Source organism: Streptomyces endophyticus (assembly GCF_035798155.1).
In the GTDB taxonomy this organism is placed as follows: Bacteria; Actinomycetota; Actinomycetes; order Streptomycetales; family Streptomycetaceae; genus Streptomyces; species Streptomyces endophyticus.
Map to the genome: position 1 here is coordinate 162068 of NZ_JAOZYC010000196.1, position 17605 is coordinate 179672.

19 protein-coding genes and 1 tRNA gene are annotated in these 17605 nt (G+C 70.4%); 12 read left to right on the top strand and 8 right to left on the bottom strand.

All coding sequences use genetic code 11. The features are described 5' to 3' along the window. Positions 1-59 precede the first annotated feature (59 nt). From OKJ99_RS39910 to OKJ99_RS39935, 6 genes are all read left to right on the top strand, one after another. Positions 60-491: a DUF3052 domain-containing protein gene (locus OKJ99_RS39910; protein WP_326023366.1), complete on the top strand. Its 432-nt coding sequence runs from the start codon at positions 60-62 to the stop codon at positions 489-491. Between the two features lie 171 nt (positions 492-662). Beyond that, on the top strand, positions 663-1121 hold the full coding sequence (locus tag OKJ99_RS39915; protein WP_326023368.1) for a peroxiredoxin: 459 nt from the start codon (positions 663-665) through the stop codon (positions 1119-1121). A gap of 132 nt (positions 1122-1253) precedes the next feature. Continuing rightward, positions 1254-1829: a TerD family protein gene (locus OKJ99_RS39920; RefSeq protein ID WP_326023369.1), complete on the top strand. Its 576-nt coding sequence runs from the start codon at positions 1254-1256 to the stop codon at positions 1827-1829. 104 nt (positions 1830-1933) lie between these two features. After that, entirely contained in the window at positions 1934-2509 is a 576-nt protein-coding gene (locus OKJ99_RS39925) for a TerD family protein (RefSeq protein ID WP_326023370.1), read from the top strand. A 70-nt stretch (positions 2510-2579) separates the two neighbouring features. Further along, entirely contained in the window at positions 2580-3725 is a 1146-nt protein-coding gene (locus OKJ99_RS39930; protein ID WP_326023371.1) for a DUF475 domain-containing protein, read from the top strand. A gap of 113 nt (positions 3726-3838) precedes the next feature. Continuing rightward, positions 3839-4582: a TerD family protein gene (locus OKJ99_RS39935; protein ID WP_326023372.1), complete on the top strand. Its 744-nt coding sequence runs from the start codon at positions 3839-3841 to the stop codon at positions 4580-4582. Here the strand turns inward: OKJ99_RS39935 and OKJ99_RS39940 are convergent. Beyond that, the gene (locus tag OKJ99_RS39940; RefSeq protein ID WP_326023373.1) at positions 4569-5408 is read right to left on the bottom strand and encodes a TerD family protein; all 840 of its coding nucleotides are present in this window, start codon (positions 5406-5408) and stop codon (positions 4569-4571) included. The two genes, OKJ99_RS39935 and OKJ99_RS39940, sit on opposite strands and share 14 nt — an antisense overlap. Before the next feature lie 221 nt (positions 5409-5629). On the opposite strand from OKJ99_RS39940, the gene OKJ99_RS39945 reads away from it, so the two are divergent. The 3 genes from OKJ99_RS39945 (at position 5630) to OKJ99_RS39955 (ending at position 10085) form a co-directional block, all read left to right on the top strand. Next, complete coding sequence (locus OKJ99_RS39945; RefSeq protein ID WP_326023374.1) at positions 5630-6802, top strand: HpcH/HpaI aldolase/citrate lyase family protein; 1173 nt, start codon at positions 5630-5632, stop codon at positions 6800-6802. Positions 6803-6888: 86 nt separating this feature from the next. Beyond that, on the top strand, positions 6889-9285 hold the full coding sequence (locus OKJ99_RS39950; protein WP_407700862.1) for a phosphoribosyltransferase: 2397 nt from the start codon (positions 6889-6891) through the stop codon (positions 9283-9285). A gap of 68 nt (positions 9286-9353) precedes the next feature. Beyond that, entirely contained in the window at positions 9354-10085 is a 732-nt protein-coding gene (locus OKJ99_RS39955) for an HAD family hydrolase (protein WP_407700863.1), read from the top strand. A 212-nt stretch (positions 10086-10297) separates the two neighbouring features. On the opposite strand, the gene OKJ99_RS39960 is transcribed toward OKJ99_RS39955, so the two are convergent. The 3 genes from OKJ99_RS39960 to OKJ99_RS39970 all read right to left on the bottom strand — a co-directional run bounded on the left by OKJ99_RS39960 (position 10298) and on the right by OKJ99_RS39970 (position 12561). Beyond that, positions 10298-10513 (bottom strand): FmdB family zinc ribbon protein, encoded by a 216-nt coding sequence (locus OKJ99_RS39960; RefSeq protein WP_326023379.1) that lies wholly within the window; start codon positions 10511-10513, stop codon positions 10298-10300. A 15-nt stretch (positions 10514-10528) separates the two neighbouring features. After that, on the bottom strand, positions 10529-11041 hold the full coding sequence (locus tag OKJ99_RS39965) for a DUF4383 domain-containing protein (RefSeq protein ID WP_326023381.1): 513 nt from the start codon (positions 11039-11041) through the stop codon (positions 10529-10531). A gap of 89 nt (positions 11042-11130) precedes the next feature. Further along, a complete protein-coding gene (locus tag OKJ99_RS39970; protein ID WP_407700858.1) occupies positions 11131-12561 on the bottom strand; it encodes a coiled-coil domain-containing protein in 1431 nt (476 codons plus the stop codon). A gap of 160 nt (positions 12562-12721) precedes the next feature. Here OKJ99_RS39970 and OKJ99_RS39975 point away from each other — a divergent pair. Then, positions 12722-12793 (top strand) — tRNA-Val (locus OKJ99_RS39975). A 28-nt stretch (positions 12794-12821) separates the two neighbouring features. On the opposite strand, the gene OKJ99_RS39980 is transcribed toward OKJ99_RS39975, so the two are convergent. Then, a complete protein-coding gene (locus OKJ99_RS39980) occupies positions 12822-13172 on the bottom strand; it encodes a hypothetical protein (protein ID WP_326023384.1) in 351 nt (116 codons plus the stop codon). Positions 13173-13318: 146 nt separating this feature from the next. On the opposite strand from OKJ99_RS39980, the gene OKJ99_RS39985 reads away from it, so the two are divergent. Beyond that, entirely contained in the window at positions 13319-13552 is a 234-nt protein-coding gene (locus tag OKJ99_RS39985) for a DUF2277 domain-containing protein (protein WP_326023385.1), read from the top strand. Here OKJ99_RS39985 and OKJ99_RS39990 read toward each other — a convergent pair. Next, positions 13540-14172, bottom strand: a complete 633-nt coding sequence (locus OKJ99_RS39990) for a DedA family protein (RefSeq protein ID WP_326023387.1) — start codon at positions 14170-14172, stop codon at positions 13540-13542. The genes OKJ99_RS39985 and OKJ99_RS39990 overlap by 13 nt on opposite strands. Before the next feature lie 241 nt (positions 14173-14413). Between OKJ99_RS39990 and OKJ99_RS39995 the strand changes: the two genes are divergently transcribed. Beyond that, a complete protein-coding gene (locus tag OKJ99_RS39995) occupies positions 14414-14944 on the top strand; it encodes a superoxide dismutase family protein (protein WP_326023388.1) in 531 nt (176 codons plus the stop codon). Positions 14945-15048: 104 nt separating this feature from the next. On the opposite strand, the gene OKJ99_RS40000 is transcribed toward OKJ99_RS39995, so the two are convergent. After that, complete coding sequence (locus tag OKJ99_RS40000; protein WP_326023389.1) at positions 15049-15498, bottom strand: DoxX family protein; 450 nt, start codon at positions 15496-15498, stop codon at positions 15049-15051. 96 nt (positions 15499-15594) lie between these two features. Beyond that, entirely contained in the window at positions 15595-17541 is a 1947-nt protein-coding gene (locus tag OKJ99_RS40005) for an FAD/NAD(P)-binding protein (protein WP_326023391.1), read from the bottom strand. Between the last annotated feature and the right edge of the window lie 64 nt (positions 17542-17605).

Genomic DNA, 17605 nt, shown 5'->3' on the forward strand with positions numbered 1-17605 from the left:
ACGCTTCGCGCGTACGCGAGGCTGTAGACAACTTCGTAAACACGATCAGGAGGCAATCCGTGAGCGCGACCGCGGACCACGCGGAAACGAACCTTGCCGTAAGGCTTGGTTTCCAGACCGACCAGGTGGTCCAGGAGATCGGCTACGACGACGACGTCGATCAGGAGCTCCGAGAGACCATCGAGGCGGCCATCGGCTCCGAGCTCGTCGACGAGGACTACGACGACGTGGCTGACGCCGTGGTGCTCTGGTTCCGTGATGACGACGGGGACCTTACTGATGCGCTGGTAGATGGCATCGCTTACATGGAGGAAGGCGGCTCCATCCTGCTTCTGACGCCGAAGACCGGCCGCGACGGTTACGTCGAGGCCAGTGAGATCGGCGAGGCCGCCACCACGGCGGGCCTGACTGCGAGCAAGAGCGTCAGCGCGGGTAAGGACTGGACCGCAAGCCGTCTGGCCACGCCGAAGGCGGCCGCCAAGAAGCGATAGCAGCCGCAGCGGAACGAGAACCCATCGTGAGGGCCCCCGCAGGTGCGCCACAGCGCCCGCGGGGGCCCTCACGCATGACCGCACGCCCCGCACCCACCTGCGCGGCGGTGCCCGTACGTGGCCAACTAGGCTGAAGCCACCCGAACAGCCCCACGGAAGGGAAGCTTCACCATGGCGATCGAGGCCGACACCTTGGCTCCGGAGATCGAGCTCAAGAACCAGCACGGCGAGACCGTGAAGCTCTCGGACTTCCGGGGCGAGAAGAATGTGGTGCTGCTCTTCTACCCGTTCGCCTTCACCGGTGTGTGCACCGGGGAACTGTGCGCGCTGCGTGACGAGTTGCCGAAGTTCGTCAACGACGACGTGCAGCTGCTCGCCGTATCGAACGACTCGCCGTTCGCGCTGCGTGTCTTCGCCGAGCAGGAGGGCCTGGAGTACCCGCTCCTGAGCGACTTCTGGCCGCACGGCGAGGCCTCGCGCGCGTACGGCGTCTTCGACGAGGAGAAGGGCTGCGCGGTGCGCGGCACGTTCATCATCGACAAGAAGGGCGTGGTCCGCTGGACCGTCGTCAACGGCCTGCCGGACGCGCGTGACCTGAACGAGTACATCAAGGCGATCGACGCCCTGTAGGGCGAGCCACCGACGGACGACACCCTGCAGGATCCCTCGCCGGGGCGGGAACCCCTTACTAGGATCCAGACGTTGATCCGATACCAGAGCAGCACGGGGGCTCCCCGCCCCTAGAGACCATAGGGAGGATTCGTGGGAGTCAGCCTCAGCAAGGGCGGCAACGTATCGCTGAGCAAGGAGGCCCCTGGCCTCACGGCCGTGGTCGTGGGCCTGGGGTGGGACGTCCGTACCACCACGGGTACGGACTTCGACCTCGACGCCAGCGCCATCCTGACGAACGCCGAGGGCAAGGTCCGTAACGACCAGGACTTCGTGTTCTTCAACAACCTGAAGAGCGCGGACGGCTCGGTCGAGCACACCGGTGACAACACCACTGGTGAGGGCGAGGGCGACGACGAGCAGGTCAAGGTCAACCTCGCGACGGTTCCGGCCGATGTCGACAAGATCGTGTTCCCGGTGTCGATCTACGACGCCGAGAGCCGTCAGCAGTCCTTCGGCCAGGTGCGCAACGCGTTCATCCGCGTGGTGAACCAGGCGGGCGGCACCGAGATCGCCCGTTACGACCTCTCCGAGGACGCCTCGACCGAGACCGCGATGGTCTTCGGCGAGCTGTACCGCAACGGGGCGGAGTGGAAGTTCCGCGCCGTCGGTCAGGGCTACGCGTCGGGTCTGCGCGGCATCGCGCAGGACTTCGGCGTCAACGTCTGAGCCGAAGCACCACAGCACGTTCATCCCGTCCGGCGCCGCACTCCCAGTGCGGCGCCGGACGCGCTCGACCACAGCACCACCACAGCTCGGGGAGGACCACGATCATGGGCGTCACACTCGCCAAGGGAGGCAATGTCTCCCTCTCCAAGGCCGCACCGAACCTCACACAGATCCTGGTCGGGCTCGGATGGGACGCACGCTCCACCACCGGAGCCGACTTCGACCTGGACGCCAGCGCGCTGCTCTGCAGCGGTGGCCGGGTCATGGGCGACGAGTGGTTCATCTTCTACAACCAGCTCAAGAGCCCCGACGGTTCGGTCGAGCACACGGGGGACAACCTCACCGGCGAGGGCGAGGGTGACGACGAGTCGCTCCTGATCGACCTCTCCAAGGTGCCGGCCGACTGCGACAAGATCATTTTTCCGGTCTCCATCCATGACGCGGACAACAGGAGCCAGACCTTCGGCCAGGTCAGCAACGCGTTCATCCGCGTCGTGAACCAGGCCGACGGCCAGGAGCTCGCCCGTTATGACCTCTCTGAGGACGCATCCACCGAAACTGCCATGATCTTTGGCGAGGTGTACCGATACGGAGGAGAGTGGAAGTTCCGGGCAGTCGGCCAGGGGTACGCGTCCGGGCTCCGGGGCATCGCTCTAGACTTCGGGGTCAATGTTTCGTAAAGCCGTGCGCGGAGCGGGGGAGCCCCGTACAACCAGCACGGGGAAACCCGTTCACATGATGGGGTAGCCAGTGGTTCTGAAAACCTTCGGCTGGTCGTTCGCGATCACCGTGCTCGGCTTGATTGCCGCAGTGTTCTACGGCGGATGGCAGGCCTTCGGGGTCGTCGCGATCCTCGCGATCATGGAGGTCTCGCTCTCCTTCGACAACGCGGTGGTCAACGCCGGGATCCTGAAGAAGATGAATGCCTTCTGGCAGAAGATCTTCCTCACCATCGGCGTGGTCATCGCCGTCTTCGGTATGCGGCTCATCTTCCCCGTCGTGATCGTCGCCATCAGCGCCAAGCTGGGGCCGGTCGAGGCGGTCGACCTCGCGTTCAACCAGCCCGACCGCTACCAGCAGCTGGTCACGGACGCGCACCCGTCCATCGCGTCCTTCGGCGGCATGTTCCTGCTGATGATCTTCCTTGACTTCATTTTCGAGGAGCGCGACATCAAGTGGCTGGGCTGGCTGGAGCGTCCGCTGTCCAAGCTCGGCAAGGTCGACATGCTGTCGGTCTGCATCGCCCTGATCATCCTGCTCGCCACCTCCCTGACCTTCGCGCTCAACGCGCACCAGCACGGCGGCGTGCATGTGGACAAGCAGGCGACCGTCCTGCTCGCGGGCGTCGCCGGCCTCATCACCTACCTCGTCGTGAACGGCCTCTCCAGCTTCTTCGAGCACCGCATCGAGGAAGAGGAGGAGCGCGAGCACGAGGAGGAGGAGCGGGCCAAGCGCGAGGGCAAGAACCAGTCCGCGGTGCTGCTCGCCGGCAAGGCCGCGTTCTTCATGTTCCTCTACCTCGAGGTCCTGGACGCGTCCTTCTCCTTCGACGGCGTGATCAGCGCCTTCGCCATCACCAACGACATCGTGATGATGGCGCTCGGCCTCGGTATCGGTGCCATGTACGTCCGTTCGCTCACGGTCTACCTGGTCCGCCAGGGCACCCTGGACGACTACGTGTACCTGGAGCACGGCGCGCACTACGCGATCGGCGCGCTCGCCGCGATCCTCCTGGTCACCATCCAGTACGAGGTCAGCGAGCTCATCACCGGTCTGATCGGCGTCGTCCTCATCGCCTGGTCGTTCCTGTCCTCCGTGCGGCGCAACAAGCGGATCGCGGCGGCCGAGGGCGGGTCCGGGAGTTCGGACAAGACCGAGGTGTCATCAGGAGTCTGATTCACGGGTTTGACCCCTGGGGCATTCCTGGAACGCTGTGAGCGGGGCGGTTGTACGAGGACAAGTCCTCAGCGGCCGCCCCGTCGGCATGTACGGCGGCACTTGGGGGCGGTATGTCCTTCTGGGACAGGGTATGGCGCGGGAACTCCGCGCAGTTCGAGTTCGATTCGGGCAGCGCGGCGACCAACTCCATCGAACTCACCAAGCGACATCCGGTCGTCTCGCTCTCCAAACAGGGCGCGGCCACCGGCAATCTGCGGGTCAACCTGTCGTGGCGGATGCGCACTTCGGACATCGGCGGTCCCAAGCGGAACAGCCTGATGCGGCACCCGTTCAGCATGTTCAAACCCGATGTGGTCCAGGCACACACCCAGTCGATGGTCAATGTGGACCTCGACCTCGGCTGCCTGTACGAGCTGAAGGACGGCTCGAAGGGCGTCGTGCAGCCGCTCGGCAGCTTCTTCGGGGCGCTCAACGAGGCGCCGTACGTGAAACTCAGCGGTGACGACCGGTTCGGCTCGGCGTCCGGTGAGACGATCTACGTCAATCTCGATCACCGTGACTCCATCAAGCGCCTGCTGGTGTTCGTCTACATCTACGACCAGACGCCGGCGTTCGACCGTACGCACGCCCATGTGACGCTGTACCCGAGCAACGGTCCGCGGATCGAGATCAGTCTCGACGAGCGGGCGCCGCAGGCCCGTTCGTGCGCCGTGGTCTCCATCGAGAACGTGAAGGGCGACTTCGTCGTGCGACGCGAGGTGCGCTTCGTGTACGGGTTCCAGGCCGAGCTCGACCGGCTGTACGGGTGGGGCCTGCAGTGGGGCCGGGGCTACAAGACCGTCACTGGCCGATGAACTGCGGCCCCTGCGGCGGGAGTTTGAAGGCCGGGTCGGGCCACGCCGACACCGGCTGCGGGTACCCGTACGCGGGCGGCTGCTGCTGGGTGGCGGCCGCGGGCGGATAGCCGTACGAGGGCGGCTGCTGGGGCGGCAGCGGGAACGACGTCGCCGCGACCGGCGCCGCCTCGGGCATCGGGCCGGGGGCCGCGAGGGACGGTGCGGGCTCGGCGGCCGGTGCGGGTGCGACGGGCCCGGGTGCGGGCTCCGCGGCAGGAGAGGCATCGGGCTCGGCGGATTCGTCGACCGAGATGCCGAAGTCCGTGGCGAGGCCCACCAGGCCGTCGGAGTAGCCCTCGCCGACCGCGCGCAGCCGCCAGCCGTCACCGCGCCGGTACAGCTCGCCGCAGATCAGCGCGGTCTCCGCGCCGGTCTCCGGCTTGATGTCGAAGTACGCGATCGGCTCGGCGCCCTCGGCCCCGGCGTCGTAGAGGGAAAGGCGCAGCGACCGTACGGTCTCGAAGGGGGTGGCGTCCGGGTCCGTGGAAGCCGTCACGAGGATCCTGGTGATCTCCTCGGGGACGCCCGAGAGGTCCGCCTGGACGGTGTCCGTCATGCCGTCGGCGACGCGCTTCTGGCCGAGCCGCCAGACCTTCCCCGAGGGGTGGCGCGGCTGGTTGTAGAAGACGAAGTCCTCGTCGGAGCGGACCCGGCCCTCCGGCGTGAGCAGCAGCGCCGAAGCGTCAACGGCCGGCACGCCCTGCCCCGCGGACCAGTGGAGCACGGCGCGCACCGCCGTGGCGTCGAGCGGGACGTTCGCCCCCTTGAGCATCGCGTGCGTCATGCGGTCATCCTGCCTCCCCGCTCCTGGCCGGGACAACGCGGGGTGCAAAGATCGACATCTCTGTGCGCAGGCATCCGTCCGCCGCGCGCGAGGCCGGAAAACAGCGCACGACATGTGCCGGTTACCAGGACTTCATTACGGACGGGAACCTTTGACACACCCTTGTACGTACTATTACCGGCCACATCATTTCGGGTGGTCCGGCAGTGCGGGGGAGTCTTATGCGTCATTTCGGGCACATCGCCCCTGAGGTGCGGGAGCGCCTGTTCCACGAGGAGCCGCGGGACTTCACCGCGGACTCCCCGCCCCGCATGCTCGCGGCGGCCCTCGGGGCGACGTTGTACAGCCCGGCGACCCGCCCCCAGCTCGCGGACGACGTGCTCAAGCAGGCCGGGCGCGGCGTCGTCTCCATGGTGCTGTGCCTGGAGGACTCGATACACGACGGCGAGGTGCCGGGCGCCGAGGAGAACCTGGTGCGGCAGTTCGCCGAGCTCGCGCGCAGGGCCGCCGAGGGGGCCGAGCTGCCCCTGCTCTTCATCCGGGTACGGGCGCCCGAGCAGATCACCGATCTCGCGGCGCGGCTCGGCAGCTCCGTGGACATGCTGTCCGGATTCGTGCTGCCGAAGTTCACCGAGGAGCGGGGCGTTCCGTTCCTGGAGGCCCTCACCGCCGCCGAGGCGGCCACCGGGCGGCGGCTTTTCGCCATGCCGGTCCTGGAGTCCCCCGACCTGCTGTACCTGGAGACGCGCGGCGAGACACTGGCCGGCATCGCCCGCACCGTCGACAAGTACCGCGACCGCGTCCTCGCGCTGCGCCTCGGCGTCACCGACTTCTGCTCGGCGTACGGGCTGCGCAGGCCGGCGGACATGACGGCGTACGACGTCCAGATAGTGGCCTCCGTCATCGGTGACGTGGTCAACCTGCTGGGCCGGGCGGACGGCACCGGGTTCACGGTGACCGGGCCCGTCTGGGAGTACTTCCGCCACCAGGAGCGCATGTTCAAGCCGCAGCTGCGCCGCAGCCCCTTCCTGGAGGGCCGCGCCGACGACCTGCGGCAGGCGCTCATCCAGCACGACATGGACGGGCTGCTGCGCGAGATCGAGCTGGACCGGGCCAACGGACTGCTGGGCAAGACCTGCATCCACCCCACGCACGTGCTGCCCGTGCACGCGCTCTCCGTCGTCAGCCACGAGGAGTACAGCGACGCCCGCGACATACTGCGGCCCGAGCGGGGCGGCGGCGGTGTGCTCCGGTCGGCGTATACGAACAAGATGAACGAGGTGAAGCCGCACCGCGCGTGGGCCGAGCGGACGCTGCGGCGTGCGGAGGCGTTCGGGGTGGCGCGGGAGGACGTGGGGTTCGTGGAGCTGCTGACGGCCGGGTTGCCGGGATGAGTGACGAGGAGAGCCGGGCTTTCGGGGTGCGTGAAGACGTGAGCCCGACTTCCGGGACGAGTGAAGAGGCGAGAGGCAGCGGGAACGTGGTGTGGTCCGGGGAGTGGGTCGCCGAGCGGCTCGGGGTCGAGCTGACAGGTGACCGGGAGCTGCCCGGGCTGCTGGGACTCGCGCTGCGGCGCAACCCCAAGCGCGCGCACCTGCTGGTGTCGAACGTGCTGGGCAAGCACGTCCCGCAGCGCCCATCGGTGGTGTGGGGCTCGGGACGCGAACTCGGCGTACGGGTACGGGAACTGCTGGGCGACGAAGCGGCGCGCCGCGCGGTCGTCCTCGGCTACGCCGAGACGGCGACGGGACTCGGCCACTCGGTCGCCGACGGTCTCGCCCTCGCGACCTATCTGCACTCCACACGCAGGCCCGTCGAGGGCGTGGCCCGCGCGGGCGGCTTCGAGGAGTCCCACTCGCACGCCACCTCGCACCTGCTGCTGCCCGAGGACCCGCACCTGCTCGCGGGGGACGGCCCGCTGGTCCTCGTCGACGACGAGTTCTCCACGGGGAACACGGTCCTGAACACCATCCGGGCGCTGCACGAACTGCACGCGCGCGAGCACTACGTCATCGTCGCGCTCGTCGATATGCGCTCGCCGGGCGACCAGGGGCGGCTCGAGGAGTTCGCGCGCGAGATCAGGGCGCGGGTCGACCTGGTGGTCGCGGCGCGCGGTGCGGTGCGGCTGCCTGACGGGGTGCTCGAGAAGGGGCAGGCGCTCGTCGCCGCGCACGAGGGCGGGCGGCTGCCTACGCCCCGCAGGGAGCGCGCCGAGCTCATCCGCCTCGACGACCTGGGCTGGCCGCGGGGCCTGCCGGACGGCGGGCGGCACGGATTCACGCCGGAGCACCGGGAGCGCCTCGAAGCGGCGCTGCCCGACATGGCCGCGCGCCTCGCACCACACCTCGGAGGCGGGCGCGTACTCGTCCTCGGCAACGAGGAGTTGATGTACGCGCCGCTGCGCCTCGCCACCGAGCTGGAGGCGACGGGCGCCGACGTCGCGTACTCCACCACGACCCGCTCGCCCGTCCTCGCCGTCGACGACCCCGGCTACGCGATCCGCAGCCGCCTCGTCTTCCCGGCGCACGACGCGCCGGCGGGCGGGCCGGGAGACCGGTTCGCGTACAACGTCGCGGGCGGTGGCTTCGACACGGTCGTCGTCGTACTCGACTCGGTGGGCGACACCACTGAACTCGAAGGACCCGGCGGGCTGTTGGAGCAGGTCGCCGGGCACGCGTCGCGCGTGGTCGTGGCCGTGGTGCCGTCGTACGTCCCTCAGGAAAGGCCCTCCATGCCGTTGCCCGAGCCGCTGCGCGGCCCCGCGTTCTCCTCGTACGCGCCGGACGAGGTGGGGTGGCTGCTCCAGGACCTCTCGGACGTGCGGCTTGAGGCGCCCACGGAGGAGCGCGAGGAGGCCATTCAGGGCGGTGGCGCGCACTACGCGGAGTCGCTGCCCGTGGAGTACCAACCCAGCGCGCAGTACCAGGAGTTGTTCCACGCGGCCCTCGACGCGTCGGCGGGGCGAATAGCCCACGCGGTGGGCGTCGTCACCGAGACGGTGCTCGCCGAGCGGTCGCCGCGCCCGGTCCTCGTGTCGCTCGCGCGCGCGGGGACGCCGGTGGGAGTGCTGATGCGGCGCTGGGCGCTGCGGCGGCACGGCCTTGAGCTGCCGCACTACGCGGTGTCGATCGTGCGCGGTCGGGGCATCGACGCGAACGCGCTGCGCTGGCTCGCCGCGCACCACGATCCGGCGGATGTGGTGTTCGTGGACGGGTGGACCGGCAAGGGCGCCATCACGCGCGAACTCGCGGCCGCGGTCGCCGACTTCCAAGGGTTCGACCCGGAGATCGCCGTGCTCGCCGACCCGGGGTCGTGCGTGCGGACGTACGGGACGCGGGAGGACTTCCTCATCCCCTCCGCCTGCCTCAACTCCACCGTGTCCGGGCTCATTTCGCGGACGGTGCTGCGGTCCGACCTGGTCGGGCCCGACGACTTCCACGGGGCGAAGTTCTACTCCGAGCTGGCCGGTTCGGACGTCTCCGGGCGGTTCCTCGACGCGGTGGAGGAGCGGTTCGCGGAGGTCGCCGACGCGGTCGACGCCCAGGTCAAGGAGTTGCAGGGGATCGACAGGGCGCCGACGTGGGAAGGGTGGGCGGCCGTCGAGCGGATCAGCGAGGAGTACGGGATCCACGACGTGAACCTGGTGAAGCCCGGGGTCGGCGAGACGACGCGGGTGCTGCTGCGGCGGGTGCCGTGGAAGATCCTGGCGCGCGAGGACGCCGGGGCCGATCTCGACCATGTGCGTCTGCTGGCGGAGCAGCGCGGGGTTCCGGTCGAGGTGGTCGGCGAACTCCCGTACACCTGCGTCGGGTTGATCCACCCGCAGTTCACGCGCGGGGCGACGGGGACGGACGGCAAGGCGGTGGCGGCCAAGTGACCACCACCGTCGTCGCGAGCGATCTCGACCGTACGCTCATCTACTCCGCCGGCGCGCTCGCCCTGACCATGCCCGACGCGCAGGCGCCGCGGCTGCTCTGCGTCGAGGTGTACGAGGGCAGACCCCTGTCGTACGTCACCGAGGACGCCGCGGAGCTGTTGGTCGAGCTGGGGCGGCGCGCGGTGTTCGTGCCCACGACCACGCGGACGCGGGAGCAGTATGCGAGGGTGCGGCTGCCGGGGGCGGCGCCGACGTACGCGATCTGTGCGAACGGTGGGCACCTGCTGGTCGACGGGGTGTCGGACCTGGATTGGCGGCGCGCGGTCGGGGAGCGGCTCGACTCGGAGTGCGCGCCGCTCGGGGAGGTCCGGGAGCGGATGGTCGCGGCGGCGGATCCGGCGTGGCTGTTGAAGGAGCGGGTCGCGGAGGATCTGTTCGCGTATCTGGTCGTCGACCGGGCGGCGCTGCCGGAGGGGTGGGTCAAGGAACTCGGGGAGTGGGCCGACGGGGTCGGCTGGGGTGTGTCGCTCCAGGGGCGGAAGGTGTACGCCGTACCGAAGCCGTTGACCAAGGGGGCGGCGGTTCGTGAGGTCGCGCGGCGCGTGGGTGCGGGGTTGACGTTGGGGGCGGGGGATTCGCTGCTGGATGCGGATCTGCTCCGCGTGGTGGATCGGGGGTGGCGGCCGGGGCACGGGGAGTTGGCGGATGTGGGCTGGGTGTCGTCCGGGGTGACGGTTCTGTCCGAGCGGGGGGTTGTGGCGGGGGAGGCGGTGTTGCGGGGGTTTCTTGGGGCGCTGTGAGGTGTGCGGCACCGGGGTTTTGGGCCTGTGCCGGGGCGGCGCCTGTGGTGACGGGTGCGCGGCACCGAGGCTCCCGAGCTTTGCCGGGGTCGGCGCCCGTCGTCTTCGTTGCGCGGCACCGGGGTGCCGCCTTGCCCACCCTGCCGCCCAAGGCGGCAGATTGCCCAAGGCGGGTGGCGGTTGACCGCGAGGTGGGGCGGCGCCGTGAGGGCTCAGCTGCAGCAGCCGCCCCCGCAGCAGCCGCCGCCAGCGGAGCCCGTGCTCGGGGGCGGTGAGGCCGACGTGCCTGGCACCGAGACCGTCGAGAGGAGCTTGGTCGTGTCCTCGTGGCCGTCGGGGCAGGTGGCCGGGGCCGCGGAGGCGGACATCGGGCGGGACAGTTCGAACGTGGTGGCGCAGCTGCGGCAGCGGTACTCGTAGCGTGGCATGCGCCAAGAGTACGGTCAGGCCCGGTCAGTTGGTGCGTGCCTGGCCTGCCAGTACGGGTTGTCGTGCGGCAGCGAACCGCTGACCCGCCCGTACATCCCGAAGCACATCAGCAGCACGCCGACGACAAAGCTGAACAGCACGTTCTGGATGCGGAACGCCAGGAAGTTGAAATCGGTGTCCAGCAGGGCCAGGTTCACGAAGCCGCTGAGGATGAACAGGACGCCCAGCGTCATGTTGAGCGTCGACGCGAAGTTGCCGCCGATCAGCATTCCGGCGAAGAGCAGCAGGCCGACGCAGATGGACAGGACGCTCAGCGCACCGTTCGTGCTCAGGCCCCCCACGGTGTCCCCGCGGGTGTCGAAGAAGCCGATCTTGTCGATGAGCCCGAGGATCCCGAAGGCGAGCAGAACGAGCCCCATCAGGCCAGCTCCGGTGCGGTACACCTTGCTGAGCCGATGGTCGAGGGGCAGATGCTCGTCGAGCGTGACATGGCGCCCGGGGCTGGGGTGCAGTACGTGCGTGGACATGGTCGCCTCGCCTCCTTGCACGCGGTACGCGCGCACCTGACGCACGTACGCACCTCAAGGATCCGCCCGTCACCCGGGTAACGCCAACGTCAGACGCCGCCGCCCCGGTCCTCCCGGATCTGCGTGACCACGCGGGCCACGGTCCGCCGCACGCCCTCCGTCTCGGTCAGGAAGTGCCAGTAGTCGGGGTGGCGCCCCTCCAGGCCCGCGACGGCGCGGTCCAGACGCGCCACGGAGTCGTCGAGGGGGCGGGCGTGCCGTGGGTCGGGCGTGGAGCGGCCCGCCATCGCGAGGCGCTGCGCGTCCCGGATCGCGAACCGCGTGCGGTCGATCTCCGCCCGCGGATCCTTCGCCACCGCGTTCAGCCGCTGCAGGCGGTCGGAGGCCGCCGACACCGACTCGTCCGTCGAGTTCAGCAACGCCCGCACCGTGGATAGCAGAGCCGTCGCGTCCGGCCAGCGCTGGGCCTCGCGGGCCACCCGGGCCTCGGCGAGCTTGGACTCGGCCTGCCGCACGTTCTCCTCGGCCGTGTCCGGCACGGTCTGCAGATCCTGCCAGCACGCGGCGGTGAACCGGCGCCGCAGCTCGCTGAGCACCGGCTCGACCTGCCCCGCCCGGGTCTGGAGCGCCTGGGCGCGGGTCCGCAGGGAGACGAGCCTGCGGTCGATCTCGGCGGCCCGCTCGGGCAGCCGCTCGGCCTCGGCCCGTACGGTCTCGGCATCGCGCGCGACCCGCTCCGCGCGCTCCAGCGTCTCCGGTACGCCGTGCTGCCCCGCCCCCTGGTTGAGCTTGGTCAGCTCGGGGCCGAGGGCGGCGAGCCGGGCCGCCAGGTCGTCGGCCTTCAGGCCCGCCTGCCGTACGGAGTCGAGCGCGGTCGTCGCCGCCAGCAGGGCCTGCCGCGCGCGCTCCACCGACGGGGCGAGCCGCGCCAGCTGTGTCTCCGCCTTGCCGAGCAGCGGCCCGATGCCCTGCGCGAAGCGGTCCAGGTCCTGCTTGACCTGTGTCAACTGCTGCTTCGCCTGCGTCAGTTGGGCGTGGGCGCGGGAGGCGGCGGACGCCTCCAGGTCGTCGCGGTCCAGGTCGTGGGCGTCGACCGCGGTGATGTACTGCCCGCTGACCTCGTCGATGCGGCGGCCGAGTCCCGCGAAGTCCTCGACGGCGCGGCGGGCCGCCGGCGAGTCGTCGACCGCGGTGATCGTCTCTATCGAGATGCGCAGGTCCCGCTGGGCGGTGTCCAGCTCGTAGAAGGCGGCGGCCGCGTCGTCCTTGGCGGCCTGTGCCTGCGCGCGCTGCGATTCGGCGCGGCCCCCGAACCACCGGCGGGTGCCCCCGGCGTTGAACGCGCCCGTGAGCGTGGCCGTGAGGAGGGGGAGCGGGAGGGCGACGAGCGTCAGGGTGTCCTTGAGGGCGCGTCCGAAGGACGCCGCGGGGCGCCGGGGATCGGGGGCGGACGACTGACGCGGGTTCCTCGTGGTCGTCGTCGCCGTCACTAACCTCTCCCGCGCTGTCCGTGCCGTCATCAGCCCTGCCCGGTCCATTCTCCCATCGGTTAATGACGAACACACGGGTCCATTAGTTCGCGGTTCGGCGGGTGACTTTCGCCCGGCGGTTACGGGATTGCCGAGCAGGGGCATCAGCAAGGTAGGCTGTCGACTCGTCCTGGCCACACGCCGGGATCACGGGTGCGTAGCTCAGGGGTAGAGCGTCTGCCTTACAAGCAGAATGTCGGCGGTTCGAAACCGTCCGCGCCCACCGTTTCGGAACGAAGGCCCTCAGGCGATCAAGCCTGGGGGCCTTCGTCGTGCGCGTGCTTGAGGCGTGCGCGGGCCCGTACCGCGTCGCTGCCCTTCAGCTCGGACCAGTACCGATGGCACGTCACGAAGACGGCCAGTTCCAGCTCGCGCCTGCGGAGCTTCTCGACCTCCGCCTGTTCGTCCTCGCTCCAGCCGGGCGAGGCCGCGCGCTCCATCCTGCGCCAGCCCTGTGTGTCTATGACGGCGTCGTGAGGCTCGACCGACCAGGGGAGCCGCTTGAGCAGGGCCAGGAGCTCGGCCCTGATCTGATGCAGCTCTGCCTGGCCGGCGAGGAGGTCGCCGGGGAAGTCGAAGTCGGAATCATCGGTCGCTGCCACCCGGCAATGGTACGTCTGTTCGAATTCAGGGTGCGAGCAACTTCGGCTACTTCATCGGGTAGTTCACGCGAACGTGTGGTCGATCGCGTGCTCGGACGTCGGTCGAACGCCGGGTGCGTAGCGCTCTCCGGCGGCAGACTGGAGGCATGTGCCGCAGCATCAAGACCCTCCGCCCGCCCGTGCTCCCCGAAGAGGCCACCGAGGACGAGATCAGGGCCGCCGCCCTGCAGTACGTGCGGAAGGTGTCCGGCTTCCGGGCGCCGGCCGCGCACAATCGCGAGGTGTTCGAGCGGGCGGTGGACGACATCGCCCGCGCGACCGCCGAGCTGCTCGACGGTCTTGAGGTGCGCGGGCACCCCAGGTCCGCTCAGGCCTCCTGAGCCGCCGGTACCGGCCTGCGCATCACGTACGCCGCCACCGCGCCCGCGCCCACCAGGGCGAGGACCGAGACGACGGTGGAGAGCCAGCTCGCGCCGAGCCACTGCGCGCCGAAGTAGCCGAGCGCCACGCTGTACACGGCCCAGGCCACGCCCGCGAGGGCCGACCACGGCAGGAACTCGCGGACCCGGCGGTGCGCCGTGCCGGCCGCGAAGGAGACGACCGAGCGGCCCGCGGGCGCGAACCGGGCGATGATCACGAGCAGCCCGCCGCTGGAGCGCGCGAGCGCGCCGCCGAGACGTTCCTGCGCGGTGCTCAGGCGCCGGGAGCGGGCGAGGGCGCGGTCCAGGCGCTCGCCGCCGCGCCAGGCGATCCGGTAGGCGACCAGGTCGCCGAGGACCGAGGCCGTCGCGGCGCAGAGCGTGAGGGCGAGCAGGTCCGGGAGGTTGGGGTGCGGCACGCCGCCGGTGGCGGCCGCGCCGCCCGCGGTCGCGGTGGCCGCGGCGATCACGAGGAAGCCGCTGGGCAGCACGGGCACGAACACGTCGAAGACGACGGAGAGCGCCACGATCACGTAGATCCATGAGCTGTCGGTCAGTGACCCCAGGACACTCTGCAGCACTGTTCGCCTACTCCCGTACGGGCCGTTCCGGTGTTTTCCGGCCGTTCCCTCCCGAAAGGAGCGGCTGACATGACAGCTCTACAGCGTACGCCTCAGAAGTGGCTGAAGTGGCGAAAGGGGCACAGTTGTTCCTGATCTCACGTTCCCGCGTGTTCCTGCCGTGATGGGTCGGTCACGTCCCGTACCAAAAAGTCAGTATGAGGACGGGTCTGGTGACCCCACGTGATCGGAGGAAACGGAAATGAAGGCGAAAATTGTGACGGGTGCCCTGGCGGCGGCCGTACTCGCGGTGACCAGTGGCACCGCGAGCGCGACGACGAGTTACTGGGTGCGGGTGGCGGGGCACTTCTCGCCGCCCAACGCGTTCGTCGCGTCGTCGGCGCTCACGTACGACAAGGAGCTCGTGCCCCCGGCGTCGTCGATCCAGGTGGCGCAGCACGGGACCGACTCCGGCATGACCGTGAGCATGCGGGTGGAAGGGCTCGTCCCGGGCCACAAGTACGGCGCGCACGTGCACCAGAAGTCGTGTGGCGCCGACCCCGAGGCGGCGGGCGGGCACTACCAGAACGTGGTGGACCCGAAGCGGGTGACCGCGGAGAACGAGCTCTGGCTCGACTTCACCGCCGACGCGGACGGCAACGGCAGGGCGCAGGTGCACAAGTCGTGGGGGCTGCGGCCGGGCGGCGCGGGCTCCATCGTGATCCACGACAAGCCGGGCGCGTCGGGGGACCGGGTGGCGTGCTTCTCGGTGCCGTTCACCTCGATCTCCTGAGACTCCGCTTCCTGAAGCTCTGCTTCCTAGGTTCCGCTCGTACGACGGCGGCCCGCCCTCCACGAGTCCACGTGGGGAGCGGGCCGCCGTCGTACGTGCGGAACCTAGGCCGGTACGGCCTCGCCGGCCGGTGCCGTGTCCTCGGCCCGCTCGCCGCGTCCTGCGAAGAGGCGGTCGAGGCCGAGCGCGCCGGAGCCGGTGAAGACGAGCAGCAGCATCGCCCAGCAGAACAGCACGGAGGCCTCGCCGCCGTTCTGGAGCGGCCACAGCGCCTCGGGCTGGTGGACCTTGAAGTACGCGTAGGCCATCGAGCCCGACGCGACGAAGGCGGCGAAGCGGGTGCCGAGGCCGAGCAGCACGAGGCCGCCGCCGACGAGCTGGATCACGGCCGCGTACCAGCCGGGCCAGGTGCCGGTCGGGACGGTGCCGCCGCCCATCGCGCCGCCGAGGACGCCGAAGAGCGAGGCGGCGCCGTGGCAGGTGAAGAGCAGGCCTATGACGATGCGGAAGAGGCCGAGAGCGTAGGGCTGGGCGCTGTTGAGACGTCCAGTCATGGTGGGGCTCCTTCGGTCGGTGGGGACGTAACCGAGAGCACCGGCGCGAGGAGCGCCTTCATCGCCGCTGCCGCCACCGGTGTGGGGCGCCACAGATTAGGGGAACCTAATTAGTGCTTGCAAGTTCAACATCCGGCCATGATCGCCCTCCGGACCGGCTTCCGCTTCGGCCGTCGAGGGGCCCGCCGAGGCCGTGCGGAGGGCTGCTCGGGCCACCGCGTCGGCGTCGGAGAGGGTGACCGAGTCGACGCCCGGACGGGCCCCCGCGGCGGTCACCCAGTGCACCCCCTCGGTCGGTACCCCGAAGGCGAACCGCCGCGCGTGCTCCCGGCCTTGACGGTCGATCAGGCGGTACGGACGGGGCGTGACGTCGAGGCCCCCGGTCTCGTGCCCGTCGACCGTGTGCGGCCGGGCGCCGCCGGTCTTGAGGAGGCCGATCAGCAGGTCGTCGGCGGTCCTGCGGAGGTCGGGCTCGGGCAGCCGGGCCTCGACGAGTGTGGTGACCCTCACGGTCGAACCGGGTACGTCGGGCGAGTGCGCGACGAAATGTCCGTCCCGCGCCGTCACCTCCATGCGCGGCCCCACGACGGTCAGGACGCCGGCCTCGATCAGCGCGGTCAGCTCCTCGATACGCCGCCGGGGCGGCCCGATCGACAGGAACGCGTTGAGCGGGGTGTACCAGCGGTCGAGGTGGTCGCGGCGCGAGGCGCCGGTCAGGCCGCCGTGGTCGACGACGAGCCGCAGTTCGTTGCGCAGGTCGCGCAGCACGTCGAGAGCGGCCTTCACCGGCCCGTCCACGTTGCCGAGCGCGGCGTGCGCGGCGTCCTCGCGAAGATGGCCGAGAAGCCAGGCGCGCCATGTGGCGGGAGAGGTGTACGTGCGGCCCGAGGCCGGGCGCGAGACGCGGTCCCAGGACCACAGAAACTCGTCGGAAATCCCGAACTCCCAGAGGACGGCGGCTTCTTGGCGAGACCCGTGGGGCGCGGCGAGGAAGCGCTGGCGGAAGGATTCTTCGGCGCGGGGCCGGGGGTCCGCGGTCCGCAGGAGTGTCTCGTAGTAGACCGTCTCGACCTCCTTCGCGATCAGCGGCCATATGTCGGCGAGGAAGTCGGGGGCGTCGCCGGAGTCGGCCCGTTTGCGGAACCCGGCTATCAAGTCAGCGGAGAGTACGGCGGGTTGGTGGCGGCCGTACGCGCCCTTGGCGTTGTCCCCACGCGCCTGGTGCGGGATGCCGCGGCGTGAACCCGCGTACAGGCGGGGCTCGTTGCCCGAGGGTATGTAGCGCAGACCGCCGTCCGCCGTACGTATGTGGCGTCCACCGCGGCCTTGCGTCAACAGGGCCATGTGGTCGAAGAAGTTGAGGCCGAGGCCGCGCAGGAGGACGGGGTCGCCGGGGGCCAGGGGGCTCAGGTCGAGTTCGGCGGGGTTGGCGGGCGGGAGGTGGCGCAGGCCGTGCCGCCGGGCGTACTCGATGAGGTCGCGCTCGGCCGGGGCGGCGACGGCGGGCAGGTGGCCCTGGGTGAGGACGACCGCGTGCAGGCCGGTGAGGCGGCGGCCGTCGGCGAGGGTGAGGGCCTGACGGCCGTCCTCGGCGTCGTCGAGGCGGACGGCGCGGGTGGCGTGCGGGACGACCTCGACGGACGCGGGGGCGGCCGCCACCGCCGCGTCGAACACCCAGCGCAGGTAGCGCCCGTACTGGGCGCGGGTCGGATACGCGTCGGGGCCGAGCGCCGCGTCGTGCCGCAGGGCCCACTCGTACAGGCTCGGGCCCGGGCGGATCGGTCCCGAGCAGTCGACGCTGTCGTCGGTGAACAGGGTGACCTGCGAGGCCACCGTGTTCATGAGGAGTTCCGGCGCCTGATCCGTGCGCCAGACGGCGCCCGCGCCCGGCGGATGCGGGTCGACCAGGTGGACCGTGAGGCGGGCCCCGGGCGGCAGGAGCTCGTCCGCCGACGCGGTGAGCCGCTCCAGGACGCTGGTGCCGCGTGGTCCCGCGCCGACGACGGCGACGGCGACGGCGAACGCGGGGTGGGGGACGGGCAAGGCGGGACTCCCGAGGCATGTGGGGCTGCTGGGAAGCGGATGGACCGCCTCATCATGCCGTTTC